A 14,735-nucleotide genomic window follows, 5' to 3' on the forward strand; every position below is an offset into this window, starting at 1 on the left:
AGTCTTCTGCGAAATGCCGTGGCCAGAAAGGCATCTCGACCATGAGTTCGACCACGACTGCGGCCCCGCCGACCCTGATCACCGGGTTATGGCAGCGCAAGCTACCGCACTATCCCGATACGCCCGCCCGCTCCTGGTACCTGGCCGTGGTGGTCATCACCTCGATCGCGCTGTACTACCAATTGTTCGTCACCGGCGCGGTGGGCAATGAGCTCATCGCCTACTTCGATCTATCTTTCGCGTATTTCGTGTGGATCTTCATTATCGGCGCCGCGTTCGGCGCGGTCGCTTCGGTGCTGGCGGGTGTGCTCGATCGGTGGGGGCGGGCGAATATCGTCGCGTACGGCGTGGTGATCTGCTCATTGCTGACGCTCTTCGCGGTACCCGCGACAACCACGAAGGAGGCGTACCTCGTCGTCTACATCCTGGTGAGCATCGTCGAGGGCGCTGTCCTGGTGGCGACACCGGCACTGATCCGCGACTTCTCGCCGCAGCTGGACCGTGCGTCCGCGATGGGTTTCTGGACCCTCGGACCCGTTATCGGCGCCCTTGTCACCACCCAGATCTCCACACGGACCCTCGACGCACATCCGGACTGGCAGTTCCACTACCGGCTGTGCGGCGTGATCAGTCTCGTCATCGCCGTAGTCGCGGTCATCGGACTACGTGAGCTGAGTCCACAACTGCGCGACCAGATCATGGTGTCGCTGCGCGACCGCGCGCTGATCGAGGCACGAGCCCGCGGCATCGATGTCAGCAAGCTGGAGCAGGGTCAGTGGCGGCAGATGTTGCGCCTCAATATCATTGGGTCAGCCCTCGGAATCAGCCTTTTCCTGGCCTTCTTCTACACAATCGTGTCGTTCCTACCGGTCTACATGGCCACGAATTTCGGCTTCAGTCCGGCCAAGTCCAACGCACTCGGCAACTGGTATTGGACCGCCAACGCGATCGCTCTCGTGCTCGCCGGTATCGCGTCGGACAAACTCAAGGTGCGCAAGCCGTTCATGATCGTCGGCGCGCTGATCAGCATCGTCGGCATGTACGTGTTCATCGGCTACACCGACAAGCCCGACACCGGCTACTACGCGTTCGCTACGGTTTTCGTGGTCATCGCGGTCGGCACGGGCATCGCCTACTCCACCTGGATGGCGAGCTTCACCGAAACGGTCGAGGACCGGAGTCCGGCAGCGACCGCCGTCGGGCTCGCGGTGTGGGGCGGCACCCTGCGCGGCGTCGTCACCGTCGTCCTGTTCGGCTTGCTCATAGTGGTGAACGCGGCGGGTCCGCTGGTCAATTACGGCCCCAAGCTCCAGGAAATCCAGCACCGGTTCGGCCCGCAGCTGGCGACCATCCAGCAGGTCGGACCGGAAACCCTTGCGGCGCTCAAAGCCAACCCCAACGATCAGGCCGCACAGCTCGCGGCACTGACGAAGCTGACCGGCGCCACACCGGCCGAAATTCAGGCAGCCTTCGGCCTCAGCATGAAGTACCCGCAGGAGGTTGCGACGCTGCAAGCTATCGACGCAGCCACGTTGGCGGCGCTCGCGGCCAACCCGGCCGATGCGAACGCCGGACTCGCGGCGGTCGGTCAGGTAGCCAAGAAGTTCGGGATTCCGCCGGACCAGGCGATCGCCCGCCTCACCGCCGTCCAGCAGATTCCGCCCGCGGATCTCACGGTGGCCGCGAAGGTGGGGCCGCAACTGGAACAGGCGACGGCGAAACTGCAAGCGGTCGGCACCATTCCCGCCGAGGACCAGGCCTACCTGGCCGAGCACGCCGAGGAAGTGCAGCAAGCGCAAGCCGATTCACCCTCGCAGTGGAAGCGCTGGTGGTGGATCTGCTTGATCGCGCAGATCGCCTTCCTGCCGTTCGTCTTCCTGATGGCCGGACACTGGAACCCGAAGAAGGCCGCGGCGGAAGCCGAGGAGCACGACAAACTGGTCGAGCGCGAACTCGCCACGCTGTCAACGAAATAGCAGTCGCCAGCGGAACCGGATCGGGCGGCGCGGTCGCGTCGCCCGGACCGGGCGCTTCGACGATCAGATCGTCAGCGGCCCTCGAGGTAGCTGTCGGCCAACCGAGCTGGGGCGCAAGCCAGCCAGCCGTCGAGCAGGAGTTCGCGCAGCCGCTCGGCGGTGGTGAGGTTCAATTCGACGAGGACCGCGGCGTAACCATCGAAGTGCGGGATGGTGAACACGCCAGGGCGATCCTCGGCGAGGACGGCTTCCTTGTCGTTGAGATCGGCCAGCCGCACCGCGAGGATCGGCCCCTCGGGCCGCTCGGTATCGCCGAATCGCTTGATATCAGCCTTGCTGAACGGTCGTTCCCACGCGAAAGCCTTGCCCGCGACCGACCACGTCCGGTTGTCATATCGCAGGCCTTCGATGACTTCGGGGAGCTGAAGAGCAATGTCAGCGGCATCGTTCAGGGTTGCCACCTCTACAACGCTAGCGTGTCTCCCAATAGTTTGTTCGACAAAGTCGACGCGGGCAATTGTTGTCGGTGGCTGGGCGGTCCAGCTGATTCGGGCGTTCAGCGTGCGACGTCGGCGACCCACTCCTCGCTATTGACGTCCAGCTTGGTCTTGCCGTCGAACACCGAGGGGGTGGACGCGCGCCCATCGAGGAGTTCATTGAGCGTGCCGAGTGCGACCTGGGCGTTGGCCCGCGCGGCATCGACCTTCGCGCCGGTGGCGATGCACTGCGCCACCTGATCGGATGCGCCCGCCTCCCGTGCCACCGCGGCGAGCTCCTCGTTGTTCAGGTCCGCGCCGCCCTCCTTCGGCTGCTTGGTGGTGAACAACAACGCGTGGAACTTCGAGTACACCGGACCCGAACCGGCCTCGGCGACACACTCGTTCGCGGCGATCGCGCGCGTCGAGTAGTTCTTGCTACTCGACTTGGATTCGAGAAAATTGACCAGGTGATAACGCAGCGCGAGTGTGCCTTCGTCCTGCTGCTGCGCGATTTCCTGACCGTAGACGCGCTCCATCGACCCGCATCCCGGGCACAGTGGATCGGCATACACATCGATCGTCTTCCGCGCGTCCGGGCGACCGACCAGGATCACGCCGTCGGGCTGCAGCGCCGCGACCACCGCCGAGCTGTGCACCGGACCGTATCCGTCGTTGCGCACGGCGGGTTCGTCGCGACCCCACCGCAGCGCCAGGATCACAATCACCACGATGAGCGCGAGCGCCACGCCGCCGAGGGCGTACGTGGTCTTGCTGGACATCGGTCGCGGAGTGTAGTTCGAACGCGATTCGCTCACCCCGAACACTCTGCCGCAACCGTCCGCGGCGACCCTCGCCGGGTGCGCGGCGAACAACCGCGTGTCCTGCTACCCGGACTCGACCTTGGTGCGCCCGTCCGCGTCATCGAACAATTGCTCATCGCCGTCCCCGCACGACTCCGCGGCGCGATGCGCCAGCTGGTATTCGGCGTCGTCGCAGGGCACGCCGCTGACGTGGTCGGACCGATCCGGTTCGGCGGCACGGGTCCGCGTCTGCAACGGCTCCGGCGCCACCACCCACACCACCGCGGCGATGGCGAGCAGCGCACCGGTGACGGTGAGCGCGACCCCGTAGGAGACGTGTTGCGCGAGCGCACCGATCGCGACGGGACCGATGACGGTGCCGAGGTCAGCGGACATTTGGAAGCCCGCGAGCACCGGCCCACCGCGCGCCTTCGGCCCGATCACATCGGCAAGCGCGGCCTGCTGTGTCGGACTCAGCATGCCCGAACCGAGTCCGGCCACCACCGAAGTCACCATCAGCCACAACAGGTTCGGCGCGAAACCGAGCCCGACCGTGCCGACCGCACACACCAGCGATCCGGCGATGAGAAACGGCTTGCGCCCCCAACGGTCCGACAACCGGCCCGAGACGAACAGCACCGCGACATTGCCTGCCGCGAACACCGTCAGCGCGACACCTGCCATCCCCGCGGGCTGATCCAGCACCTCGACCACGAGCAGCGGCACCAACGCCATCCGCACGCCGAAAACCGCGGCGCCGTTGGCGAAGTTCGACCAGAGCACCGCCCGATACTCCGGGCGCTCCCAACCCTGCCGGAAGGTCATCACCCGCACGGCACCGCTCATTTCCGGCGCGGCCAGGTGCGAATTCCGCAAACTCAGGTGGACGGCCGCGGTGACAGCGAGCAGCGCGGCCATGTAGATCACGAACGGCGCCCGCAGCCCGAGCCCGGCCAGCGCGCCACCGACCAGCGGCCCGCTGACGGAGCCGATCAGGAAGCTCGTCGACCACAGTCCGGACACCCGTCCGCGCTGCGCGGGCGGCGACAGCCGAATCACCAGCGCCAGCGAGGAAACGGTGAACATGGTCGACCCGATGCCGCCGACCGAGCGTAAAACCACCAGCTGCCAATAACTCTGGGCCAGCGCACTCGCACCCGTCGACACCGCGACGATCAGCAGCCCGCTCAGATAGACCGCGCGCTCCCCAAGCCGTTGCACCAATCGACCGCTCACCGGGGCGAACAGCAGCCGCATCAAGGCGAATGCGCTGATCATCGCCGAGGCCGCCGCGACACCGACGCCGAAACTGCGGGCGTACTGCGGCAGCACGGGTGCGACCAAGCCGAATCCGATGGCAATGACGAACGCGGCCCCGACCAACACCCAGATCTCGGTGGGCAGGGCCTTCGATCTACTACTCACCCGACAGCGCCTGCCCCACCATCTCCTCCGCGGCGGCCTGCACCTGTGCCAGGTGGTCGGCGCCGTGGAACGATTCCGCGTAGATCTTGTACTTGTCCTCGGTACCGGACGGGCGCGCGGCGAACCACGCGTTCTCGGTCGTGACCTTCAGCCCGCCGAGCGGTGCGCCGTTGCCCCTTGCCCGGGTGAGTACCGCGGTGACCGGCTCGCCCGCGATCTCCTGTGTGGTGATCATGTCCGGCGTCAACTTCGCGAGCAGCTCTTTCTGTTCCCCGGTGGCGGTGGCGTCGATCCGCGCGTAGGCGGGGCTGCCGTAGCGCTTTTCGAGTTCGACGTAGCGTGCCGACGGGCTCTGGCCGGTGACCGCCGCGATCTCCGCGGCGAGCAGCGCAAGCAGCAGGCCGTCCTTGTCGGTGGTCCAGACCGTGCCGTCCATCCGCAGGAACGACGCGCCCGCGCTCTCCTCACCACCGAAAGCCAGGCTGCCGCTGAACAATCCGGGCACGAACCATTTGAAGCCGACCGGCACCTCGTGCACATCCCTGCCGAGCACGCCGACCACCCGATCGATCATCGACGAGCTCACCGCCGTCTTACCGATCTTGGTCAGCGCGTCCCAGCCCATTCGGTTCGCGACAAGGTATTCGATGGCGACGGCGAGGAAATGGTTCGGGTTCATCAGCCCACCGTCCGGCGTGACGATGCCGTGCCGGTCGGCGTCGGCGTCGTTGCCGGTGGAGAGGTCGTAGTCGTCCTTGATCGCGATCAGCGAGGCCATGGCGTAGCGCGACGACGGATCCATTCGGATCTTTCCGTCGCTGTCGAGGGTCATGAACCGCCAGGTCGGGTCGACGAACGGGTTGACGACCTCGAGCTCGAGATCGTACCGCTGGCCGATTTCCTCCCAGTAGTCGACGCTCGCCCCACCCATCGGGTCGGCGCCGAGCCGGATCCCCGCGCCGCGAATGGCGTCCAGGTTCAACACGTTCGGCAGATCCGCGATGTAGTGGTCGAGGTAGTCGTAGCGTTCGACGCTGGTCTCCAGCGCGTGCTGCAGCGTGGTGCGCCGGATACCGGCGAGTCCGCTGCGCAGCAGTTCGTTGGCACGAGCGGCGATGGCATCGGTGGCGACGGTGTCGGCCGGACCGCCGTGCGGCGGGTTGTATTTGAAGCCGCCGTCGCGCGGCGGATTGTGCGAGGGGGTGACCACGATGCCGTCGGCCTGATGGCGGGTGCCGCCGCGATTGTGGCGCAGCACCGCGTGACTGAGCGCTGGGGTCGGGGTGTACCGGTCGCGTGCGTCGATGATCGCGGTCACGTCGTTGGCCGCGAGCACCTCGAGCGCGGTGGTCCACGCGGGCTCCGACAACGCGTGTGTATCTCTGGCCAGGTACACCGGGCCGGTAATGCCGCGGGTGGCACGGTATTCGATGATCGCCTGGGTGATGGCCAGGATGTGCGCCTCGTTGAACGCGGTGTCCAAACTGGAACCACGATGCCCGGAGGTGCCGAAGACCACCTGCTGCGCGGGGTCCTGCGGATCCGGGATGCGGCTGTAGTAGGCCGTCACCAGATGCGCGATGTCCTCCAGGTCGGTGGGTCGCGCGGGTCGCCCGGCTCGATCATGGGCCATGCTCGGGTCTCCCTTCCGGATCGGCTGCGCCCGGCTCGTCATCAGAATCATGTCCACAACCACTGTGTCGCGGACGCCGCGGCGAAAACCGCGGCCAAACAGGCCACGACGCTGATCACGACGTTGCCAACGGCATAGACGTAGGCGCCGTCGGCAACCAACCTGATGGTCTCGTAGCCGAAGGTGCTGAACGTGGTGAGCGCACCGCAGAAACCGGTACCGGCAGCGGTGAGCAGCCAGCTGTTCGCACCCGCGCCGACCAGACCACCGAGCAACGCCGAACCGACAATGTTAACGGTCAATGTGCCCAGCGGCAGCAGAGATCCGAAACGTGCTGCGACAGTGCGGTCTATCAGATATCGAGCGGGTGCGCCGAGCATGGCGCCGAGGACGACGAAGGCGACGTTCACCGGCGCACTCCCACGGTCGGCTGCCAGATCGTGACCTCGGACAAGGTGACGTTCACCGCGGCGAGCAGCTCGGAATTCTGCTCGACGAACGACCGCAGTCGCTGGGCCTCATCGATGACCATCACCTGCACGGGTAGGTGTTCGGCCAGATCGAGTATCCGGCTGGTGTGGATGCGCGAGGAGGCGCCGTAGCCCTCGACTCCGCGCCACACACTCGCGCCTGCCAGTCCGGCATCGCGGGCCCGCTGCACGATCTCGTGGTAAAGGGGGCCGTGTTTCCATTTATCGTCCTCGTCGAGCAGCACCGTCAGCCGTGCGGCCTGCTTCCACTGTCCCGCCGTCGGACGCGCGCCCGCCGGTGAATCATTCATCGTCTGACCCCCTTCCGTCTGCCGTCGTCATGTCCGTCGAGCCGTTCGGGTCGCCCAGCGCGCCGTGCCCATACCGAGCACGACCGCGACCAGCGCCGCCACCACCGTTCCCCCCAAATAGCCGAGCGCCTCGACCGTTGCACCCGATTGGAGCAGTCTACGAACCTCGAGGCTATAGGTGGAAAAAGTGGTGAAGCCGCCGAGCAGGCCGACGCCGAGAAACGGGCGGAGCAGTCTGTGGGCTACCCATACTTCGGTGATCAGAATCATCAGAATGCCGATCGCAAAGCATCCCATGACATTGATCGTGAACGTCGCCCAGGGGACGTGCCCCGGTCGCGGTGGCCACCACACGCCGATGCCGTAGCGCAGCAGGCCGCCGATAGCGCCGCCGACGGAGATCACCAGCAGCACCATCGGCTCGACGGCCGGGGCGTCGGTTCGCTGACCCATGCGCTGACCTCCTGCCGAGCCGAATGTCACCGGTGCGATGCTATCGGCTGTACCGTGCGGTCTTTTCGTCCGGGACGGCGGCACGAATTACGAACAGCGCCGTTCGTTGACATGCGCGTGTGTACGACGTACGAATGCCGGGAAGGTTTCGCCGAGGTTCCACCTATCCCCTACAGACTCAGGTCGGGAGCGATGATGGCGGCACGACGAGCAGTACCCACGATGGCTCGGGAGACGGCGAAACCGCGTCGACCCGGGCGACAGCAACTGTTCGGCAGACAGAATCCGATCACCTCGTGCGGGCGACGATCGCTGCGGCGGCTCGGCATCGCCGCGCTCTCCGTCGCGGCGGCGAGCCTTGCCTACGCGCCACCCGTCGCGTCGGCGGCCATCTTCCCGATCCCCGAGGGCGACGGCTTCTATTCCGCGCCACCGAATCTGGCCGACTTCCAACCCGGTGACGTGATCCGCGGCAGGCCGATGCCCGCCGCCGGATACCCCGGCGCGACGGCATGGCAGCTGGTGTTCCGTTCGACCAATTCGGCGAACGCGCCGATCGCGGCGGTCACCACATTGCTGCTGCCCGTGGGCGGGGGCGGCGACCGGCCGCTGGTGTCCTATCAGCCGTTCGTCAACTCGCTCGGCATGGAATGCGCACCGTCACACAGCCTTTTCAACGGCACCATGCAGGAGGGCCCCGCGCTGAATCTGCTGCTGGCGCGCGGGTGGGCGGTCGCCGTCCCCGACCATCTCGGACCGACGAGCGCCTACGGCGCGGCACGCCTCGGCGGCCGACTGACCCTGGACGGGATCCGCGCGGTCAAGCGTTTCGGGCCTGCCGGTCTCGCGGGTAGCCCGGTCGGTCTTGCCGGATACTCCGGCGGCGGCATGGCCACCGGGTTCGCCGCGTCGCTCGCACCCGAGTACGCGCCGGAGCTACCGATCGTCGGGGTAGCCGTGGGTGGCGTCCCGGTGAATATCGGCAAGCTCGCCCGCGATATCGGCGACCAGCCGAGCCCGCTGTTCGGCCTTGGGTTCGCCGCCGCGGTCGGCCTCGAGCGCGAGTACCCGTCCGAGCTGGCGATGGAGCGGTACCTCAACCCCGCCGGGTTCGCGCTGCGCTCGCAGATCGCCAACGCCTGCACCAGCGAGATCATCAGCGCGGGCGCGAACAAGAGCGTCGACGACGTCTTCACCAGCTCGTTGGACGCCGACCCCATCACGGTGCGGATCGTGCACGAAAACAGCCTGGAGACCTTCGCGGGCGTCCCGCGCGCCCCGCTCTACCAGTGGCACGGCGCTGCCGACGAAGTGTCGCCGCAGCTGGCACAGGAGGTTGCGGGAAGGTATTGCCACTCCGGCACTCCGGTGCTGTTCGAACTGATCCACGGAGCCGACCACGGCTCCGCGATCGCCCCGGGCGCGGCCCGGGCGTACGGCTACCTCGCCGACCGCTTCGCGGGCATCCCCGCACCGAGCAACTGCTGAGAGATTCACCACAAGCACAGCGCCCGCGTCGAAGTGACGCGGGCGCTGTGCTTTTCGGGCGGAACACTCAGTGCGCGAGGACCAGCTCTCCCTCAGCAGGAGCGGGCACCGTGTTCGGCATCAGCACCGCGGTGATCGCGGCACCGACCACGAAAATCGCGGTGGCCCACCAGAAGCTGGTCGTGTAGCTCTCGATCGCGGCCTGGGCCACGTTCAGCGGATCCGGATTCCGGGTGGCCAGGTAGTCGGTCGCGGCCGACGCGGCGATGGTGCTCAGCAGCGCCGTGCCGATCGAGCCGCCGACCTGCTGGCTGGTGTTGATCATCGCCGAGGCGACACCGGCATCCTCGTGGTGCACACCGGCGGTCGCGCCCTGGAACGCGGTCGCCATCGCGCCACCGAGACCGAGGCCCATCAGGACAAGCGCCGGCAGAATGTGCGTGGCATATCCGGTGTCCAGACCGATCTGTGTCAGCCAGGCCATGCCCGCCGCGGCGACCAGGAACCCGCCCGCCACAACAACCTTCGGACCGACCCTCGGCAGCAGCAGCGAGGGCGCGGTGGTCGAGGAGGCGATCATGCCCGCCACCATCGGCAGGAACGCGACGCCGGTCATGATCGGCGAGTATCCCAAGCTCAGCTGCATGTAGTAAGTGAGGAACAGGAAGATCGCGAACATACCGATGCCCATGACGAACACGGTCAGGTACGAGCCACCGCGGGTGCGGTCCAGCAGGATTCGCAGCGGCAGCAGCGGGTGCGCGACCCGGGTCTCCAGCCACACGAACACCGCGAGCAGCGCGGCGCCACCGAAGAGGAAGCCGAGCGTGACCGGGTTGGTCCAGCTGGTCGACTCGGCGTGCGAGAAGCCGTAGACGATGCCGAACAGCGCCGCGGTAACCACGATGGTGCCCGGGATGTCGAGCTTCGGCCGCTCGGCGACCACGTGCTTGGCCAGCAGCAGCACTGCACCGACCAACGCGACCGCGGCGAAAGCCAGGTTCACGAACATCACCCAGCGCCACGAGGCCCACTCGGTAAGCATGCCGCCGAGCAGCAGTCCGATCGCACCACCGGTACCGGCGACCGCACCGAAGATGCCGAAAGCCTTTGCCCGCTCCTTCGGTTCGGTGAAGGTGACGGTGAGCAGCGACAGCGCGGCCGGAGCCAGCAGTGCACCGAACACGCCCTGCCCGACGCGCGCCGCAACGAGCATCTCGAAGCTGGTGGCTGCGCCACCGACCGCAGAGGCGCCCGCGAAGCCGATCAGGCCGACGATGAAGGTATTGCGGCGACCGAAAAGGTCGCTGAGTCGTCCACCGAGCAGCAGCAAGCTGCCGAAGGCCAACGCATAGCCGGTAACGACCCACTGGCGGTCACCGTCACTGAAGCCGAGATCCTGTTGCGCGGCGGGCAGCGCGATATTCACGACAGTCGCGTCGAGCACGACCATGAGCTGTGCGACGCCGAGGACGGCGAGCACCCACCAACGCAGCGCGTGCGAGCCGCGCCTGCCGTTATCCGTTTTCTCGGGGGCGGGTGCCCCACGGTCGATCGCCGTAGTCATGCTGTCCCCTTTGTCTCAGGTCTTGATGCGGAGAATCCATCTCCGCTTACGAAGAAGCTACCATGGTAACGGAGGTAACGCCTCCGCTTAATCCCGATACTTGATAGGATGTGGGTGTGAATCACGCCACGGCCCTTTCTCCACCTCGGCGCTTACGGGCCGACGCCGCGCGCAATCAGCAGCGGATCGTCGCCGCGGCGCGCGAACTCTTCGCCGACCATGGACTCGAGATCACCCTCGATGACGTCGCCGAGCGCGCCGGTGTCGGCGTCGGCACCGTCTACCGGCGCTTCGCCAACAAGAAGGAGCTGATCGCCGAGGTTTTCGAGCAGAACATGGCGGAGTTCGGCGACGCCGCGGATGCCGCCTGCGCGCATCCCGATCCCTGGCGGGGTCTTGTTCAGTTCTTCGAGTACGCGTGCACGCATCTGGCCACCAACCGCGGCTTCAGCGAAGTGATGCTCGAGCTCGAGAACGACATGGAGCGTTTCGCCGCCGTGCGCGATCGACTCAAGCCGACGGTCGCGGCCGTCATCGATCGGGCTCGCGACGCGGGCACCCTGGCTCCCGACGTGGAGGCCTCGGACTTTTTCGCCCTGATCCATATGGTCGACGCGATCGCCGAATTCTCCAGGCCGGTGAATCCCGATGTCTGGCAGCGGTATATGGCGATCGCACTCAACGGGGTACGCGCCGACGCCATGCCGAGACAGCCACTCACCGTGCCCGCGCTGACCGACGAAGAGGTCGAGCTGGCCAAGTCTCACGTCTGCGCAGGCCGCAAGCGGTAATCGCAAAAACCGGACACAAGTAGCGCGCGTCACACGCCATCCCCTACAGTTGGACATATGACCAACTCGTGGGTGAACTGGGCCGGCGATCAGCAGTGCGCGCCGGCGACCATCGCCGCCCCGCGCAGCACCGACGAGCTGGCCGAGATCCTCGGTCGCGCCGCGACGGACGGGCAGACTGTACGCGTCGCGGGCGCAGGCCACTCCTTCTCCGACACCGTCCTCACCGACGGCGTGCTGCTGAACCTCGCGAATATGAACCGCGTCCTGGACGTGGATCGGACCACCGGCCGGGTCCGGGTCGAAGCGGGCATCACCCTCAACGCCGCGAGCAACGCACTGCACCCGCACGGGCTGGCCTTCCCCAACCTGGGCGATATCGACGTGCAGACCGTCGCGGGCGCCACCGCCACCGCCACCCACGGCACCGGCGCCGCGCTACAGAACCTTTCGGCCGCACTGCATTCCATCGAGCTGATGCTCGCCGACGGCAGCCTGGTCGAACTGAACGCCGAGACCGATCCGGAGGGCTGGCGCGCCGCGCGGGTCAGCGTCGGCGCACTCGGCGTCGTGACCGCCGCCACGGTGCAGCTGGTTCCGTCATTCGTGCTCGAGGGCATCGAGCGGCCGGTCCCGGTGGAAGACATCCTCGCCGACCTGGATTCCTACATCGAGGGCAACGAGCACTTCGAGTTCTACATGTTCGCGCACAGCCCGCTGGCCATGACCAAGCGCAACAACCCGGTCGACCTGCCAGAACAGCCGCGCGGCAAGGCCGTCGACTGGTTCGCCGACATCCTCATGTCCAACTACACCTTCGACGCGCTGTGCCGCCTCGGCAAATGGCAGCCGGGCCTGGTGCCGTGGATTCACCGTGGCGCCGCCTACGCGGGCAGCTACCGCCGCCAGGTCGACCGCTCGTACCGAGTGTTCGCCTCCCCCAGGCTGATTCGCTTCACCGAGATGGAATACGCGATCCCGCGCGAGCACTCGATCGCGGCGATCCGCGAAATCAAGGAACTATCCACAAAATTCGCTACGCCGATGCCGATCGAGGTGCGCTGGGTCGCCCCCGACGACGCGTTCCTCTCCCCCGCAGGCGGTCGCGACACCTGCTACATCGCCGTGCACCAGTACCGCGGCATGGACTTCGAGCCGTATTTCCGCGCCTGCGAAGCGGTCTTCGATCGCTACGAGGGCCGCCCGCACTGGGGCAAGCGCCACTTCCAGACCGCTGAGACCCTCCGGCAGCGTTACCCCGATTGGGATCGCTTCGCCGAGGTGCGCCGCCGCTTCGACCCCAAGGGCCGCTTCAGCAACGCCTATCTGAACCGGGTCCTGGGACCGGTCGACTGACCTCGCCGGCGCCGTCAATCGGCGAGGATCTCGGAGACCAAGCGAGGCAGTGCCGTGCCGATCGGGTCGCGAATGATCTCGGTGGCCAAGTCGTCATAGGGCGTCGGCTCGGCGTTGACGATGACTAGGGCGGCACCGCTGTCGACGGCGATCGCGCACATCGAAGCTGCGGGCTCCACCTGTAGCGAGGTGCCGACCGCGAGGAAGATATCGCTGGCTTCGGCTGCCAGTGCGGCCTTCGTCATCGTGTCCGAGTCAAGCAGCTGGCCGAACATAATGGTGGCCGCTTTCAGCACGCCGCCGCATTCGGGACAAGGGGGATCCGCCTCGCCCGCCGCGACGCGGTCCAGGGTCGCTGCCATGGTGGTCTCGAAGTCACACTCGACGCACACGACCTCGAACATATTGCCGTGGATCTCGATGACCCGATTCGGCGAAGAACCGGCGCGCTGATGCAGCCGGTCGATGTTCTGGGTGATGATCGTGACGCTGCGCCCGGCCCGCTCCAGGTCGGCGAGGGCGGTGTGTGCAGCGTTCGGCCTGGCCTGCCACGCCGGGTTGTCGCGGCGGGCGAGCCACGATCGCTGACGCAGCTCCGGATCGGCCAGATAGGTATCGAAGGTCGACAACAGTTCGGCGATGGGGTCTTTCGTCCACACGCCACGCGGCCCGCGAAAGTCCGGGATTCCGGAATCGGTGGAGATGCCCGCACCCGTGAGGACCCCGATCCGGCCGGATCGCCTACGCCACTCGGTCGTCATATCGAAAAGCGTAGGGGGAGATCCTCGGCCGGTGCACTCGGGCGGCGCGCTTACCGTCGGCGCGTTTGTCCTGAGCGGAGCATCGACGCGATCGGCACCGCGAGGATGCCAAGACGGTGAGAGATTGCTACTCTAAATCTCTCAAGCTATTGAGCAGGTCGATCAAAGGAGATCGCAATGACGGCGTCCGTCGCACTCGAGACCAGCGGCCCGCACCCGCTGCCCATCCGCCGCCCGATCGAGCCGGGCACGCGAATGTGGGACGAAACCGGGCTGATCACCTTCTCCCTCACCGCGGGATCCGCCTTCCTGCTACAAACCATGGAACCGACCATCTCCGCGGTCGTCGACGAGCACTCGACCTTCCGCACCGACCCGATGGGCCGCGCCGTGCGCAGCCTCGGCTCGGTGATGATGTGGATCTACGGTGGCGAAGAAGCACTCGCCGAAGCCGATCGCCTGCGCGCAATGCACGCGTCGCTCAACACCACCGATGCCGCCGGGGTCCGGCACAAGGCACTCTCGTCCGGGCCGTGGGCCTGGGTGCTGCACACCGGAACCTTCGCCTTCACCGAGGGCTCGAAGTACTTCGCCCGCCGCCCGCTCACCGCAGCCGACAAGGAGGCGTACTACCAGGAAGTGGTGCAGCTGATGCGCAACTTCTCGGTGGCGCCCAAGGAGATTCCGGAGAATTACGCCGCATTCGAGACGTTCTTCGACGACATGGTGGAAAACCACCTACAGAACACCGACACCGCGCACGACTATCTGCGAGTGATCCGATCCGTCGCGCCACCCGAGCAGCTGCCCCGCGCGCTGCGCCCGATCTGGCGGCGCGCGGTCGCGCCGATCGGACAACTCCAGTACTTCTTCACCGTCGGCACCACTCCCGAGCCGGCACGCCGCAAGCTGGGCCTGACCTGGACCACAGCCGACGAACGCAAGCTGCGCGCACTGGGCCGGCTCATCGGCCGCACGGTACCGCTGCTCCCGGAACGCCTGCGCTACTTCCCGATTGCCTACGAAGCCCGACGCCTGGAACGCGACCGCGCACGGCTGCGAAAGATCATCGACCTGCGCCCTATGTGAGTCACCGCCGTCTGTGAGCCACAGCCACGGCCCGTGGGTAGCCCGCCCGGCGCCCCGCGGGCCGTTTCGTGTGTCTACTATCGAGACATACCTGAAGCGCTGCAACAACTCTCGGACGTGTTGATGATCGAATTCG

Annotated in this window: 14 protein-coding genes; 5 read left to right on the forward strand and 9 right to left on the reverse strand. The window is 66.7% G+C overall.

All coding sequences use genetic code 11. From position 1 onward, the window contains the following. Positions 1-41: 41 nt before the first annotated feature. Positions 42-1,976 (forward strand): MFS transporter, encoded by a 1,935-nt coding sequence (locus tag ACFQZZ_RS18765; RefSeq protein ID WP_378682044.1) that lies wholly within the window; start codon positions 42-44, stop codon positions 1,974-1,976. Between the two features lie 71 nt (positions 1,977-2,047). Here the strand turns inward: ACFQZZ_RS18765 and ACFQZZ_RS18770 are convergent, their stop codons facing one another. The 7 genes from ACFQZZ_RS18770 to crcB (ACFQZZ_RS18800) all read right to left on the reverse strand — a co-directional run bounded on the left by ACFQZZ_RS18770 (position 2,048) and on the right by crcB (ACFQZZ_RS18800) (position 7,547). After that, entirely contained in the window at positions 2,048-2,437 is a 390-nt protein-coding gene (locus ACFQZZ_RS18770) for an MmcQ/YjbR family DNA-binding protein (protein ID WP_378682047.1), read from the reverse strand. Positions 2,438-2,532: 95 nt separating this feature from the next. Next, complete coding sequence (locus ACFQZZ_RS18775; RefSeq protein WP_378682050.1) at positions 2,533-3,234, reverse strand: DsbA family protein; 702 nt, start codon at positions 3,232-3,234, stop codon at positions 2,533-2,535. A gap of 105 nt (positions 3,235-3,339) precedes the next feature. Continuing rightward, positions 3,340-4,680 (reverse strand): MFS transporter, encoded by a 1,341-nt coding sequence (locus tag ACFQZZ_RS18780; protein WP_378682053.1) that lies wholly within the window; start codon positions 4,678-4,680, stop codon positions 3,340-3,342. Continuing rightward, a complete protein-coding gene (gene pgm, locus ACFQZZ_RS18785) occupies positions 4,673-6,313 on the reverse strand; it encodes a phosphoglucomutase (alpha-D-glucose-1,6-bisphosphate-dependent) (protein ID WP_378682056.1) in 1,641 nt (546 codons plus the stop codon). Before pgm ends, ACFQZZ_RS18780 begins: the two co-directional genes overlap by 8 nt. A 47-nt stretch (positions 6,314-6,360) precedes the next feature. Continuing rightward, complete coding sequence (gene crcB, locus ACFQZZ_RS18790) at positions 6,361-6,723, reverse strand: fluoride efflux transporter CrcB (RefSeq protein WP_378682059.1); 363 nt, start codon at positions 6,721-6,723, stop codon at positions 6,361-6,363. After that, positions 6,720-7,094: a DUF190 domain-containing protein gene (locus ACFQZZ_RS18795; RefSeq protein ID WP_378682062.1), complete on the reverse strand. Its 375-nt coding sequence runs from the start codon at positions 7,092-7,094 to the stop codon at positions 6,720-6,722. The genes crcB (ACFQZZ_RS18790) and ACFQZZ_RS18795 overlap by 4 nt, the downstream gene beginning before the upstream one ends. Positions 7,095-7,121: 27 nt before the next feature. Next, on the reverse strand, positions 7,122-7,547 hold the full coding sequence (crcB, locus tag ACFQZZ_RS18800; protein ID WP_378682065.1) for a fluoride efflux transporter CrcB: 426 nt from the start codon (positions 7,545-7,547) through the stop codon (positions 7,122-7,124). A gap of 222 nt (positions 7,548-7,769) precedes the next feature. Between crcB (ACFQZZ_RS18800) and ACFQZZ_RS18805 the strand changes: the two genes are divergently transcribed. Next, on the forward strand, positions 7,770-9,035 hold the full coding sequence (locus ACFQZZ_RS18805; RefSeq protein ID WP_378682068.1) for a lipase family protein: 1,266 nt from the start codon (positions 7,770-7,772) through the stop codon (positions 9,033-9,035). Between the two features lie 67 nt (positions 9,036-9,102). Here the strand turns inward: ACFQZZ_RS18805 and ACFQZZ_RS18810 are convergent, their stop codons facing one another. Then, positions 9,103-10,602: an MFS transporter gene (locus tag ACFQZZ_RS18810; protein WP_378682071.1), complete on the reverse strand. Its 1,500-nt coding sequence runs from the start codon at positions 10,600-10,602 to the stop codon at positions 9,103-9,105. A gap of 116 nt (positions 10,603-10,718) precedes the next feature. On the opposite strand from ACFQZZ_RS18810, the gene ACFQZZ_RS18815 reads away from it, so the two are divergent. After that, complete coding sequence (locus ACFQZZ_RS18815; protein ID WP_378682074.1) at positions 10,719-11,393, forward strand: TetR/AcrR family transcriptional regulator; 675 nt, start codon at positions 10,719-10,721, stop codon at positions 11,391-11,393. 57 nt (positions 11,394-11,450) lie between these two features. Then, positions 11,451-12,749 (forward strand): D-arabinono-1,4-lactone oxidase, encoded by a 1,299-nt coding sequence (locus ACFQZZ_RS18820; RefSeq protein WP_378682077.1) that lies wholly within the window; start codon positions 11,451-11,453, stop codon positions 12,747-12,749. A gap of 14 nt (positions 12,750-12,763) precedes the next feature. Here ACFQZZ_RS18820 and ACFQZZ_RS18825 read toward each other — a convergent pair whose 3' ends face one another. Then, a complete protein-coding gene (locus tag ACFQZZ_RS18825) occupies positions 12,764-13,510 on the reverse strand; it encodes an NAD-dependent deacetylase (RefSeq protein WP_378682080.1) in 747 nt (248 codons plus the stop codon). Between the two features lie 177 nt (positions 13,511-13,687). On the opposite strand from ACFQZZ_RS18825, the gene ACFQZZ_RS18830 reads away from it, so the two are divergent. Next, a complete protein-coding gene (locus ACFQZZ_RS18830; RefSeq protein WP_378682083.1) occupies positions 13,688-14,599 on the forward strand; it encodes an oxygenase MpaB family protein in 912 nt (303 codons plus the stop codon). Positions 14,600-14,735: the final 136 nt, after the last annotated feature.

Source organism: Nocardia sp. GCM10030253 (genome assembly GCF_042675075.1).
Classification (GTDB): Bacteria; Actinomycetota; Actinomycetes; order Mycobacteriales; family Mycobacteriaceae; genus Nocardia.

Excerpts from the sequence above, each read along its gene's own strand:
- ACFQZZ_RS18830 (WP_378682083.1), top strand. The coding sequence starts at position 13,688 with ATGACGGCGTCCGTCGCACTCGAGACCAGCGGCCCGCACCCGCTGCCC.
- ACFQZZ_RS18825 (WP_378682080.1), bottom strand. The coding sequence starts at position 13,510 with ATGACGACCGAGTGGCGTAGGCGATCCGGCCGGATCGGGGTCCTCACG.
- pgm (WP_378682056.1), bottom strand. The coding sequence starts at position 6,313 with ATGGCCCATGATCGAGCCGGGCGACCCGCGCGACCCACCGACCTGGAG.
- ACFQZZ_RS18775 (WP_378682050.1), bottom strand. The coding sequence starts at position 3,234 with ATGTCCAGCAAGACCACGTACGCCCTCGGCGGCGTGGCGCTCGCGCTC.
- ACFQZZ_RS18820 (WP_378682077.1), top strand. The coding sequence starts at position 11,451 with ATGACCAACTCGTGGGTGAACTGGGCCGGCGATCAGCAGTGCGCGCCG.
- ACFQZZ_RS18805 (WP_378682068.1), top strand. The coding sequence starts at position 7,770 with ATGGCTCGGGAGACGGCGAAACCGCGTCGACCCGGGCGACAGCAACTG.
- ACFQZZ_RS18765 (WP_378682044.1), top strand. The coding sequence starts at position 42 with ATGAGTTCGACCACGACTGCGGCCCCGCCGACCCTGATCACCGGGTTA.
- crcB (WP_378682065.1), bottom strand. The coding sequence starts at position 7,547 with ATGGGTCAGCGAACCGACGCCCCGGCCGTCGAGCCGATGGTGCTGCTG.
- ACFQZZ_RS18795 (WP_378682062.1), bottom strand. The coding sequence starts at position 7,094 with ATGAATGATTCACCGGCGGGCGCGCGTCCGACGGCGGGACAGTGGAAG.
- ACFQZZ_RS18810 (WP_378682071.1), bottom strand. The coding sequence starts at position 10,602 with ATGACTACGGCGATCGACCGTGGGGCACCCGCCCCCGAGAAAACGGAT.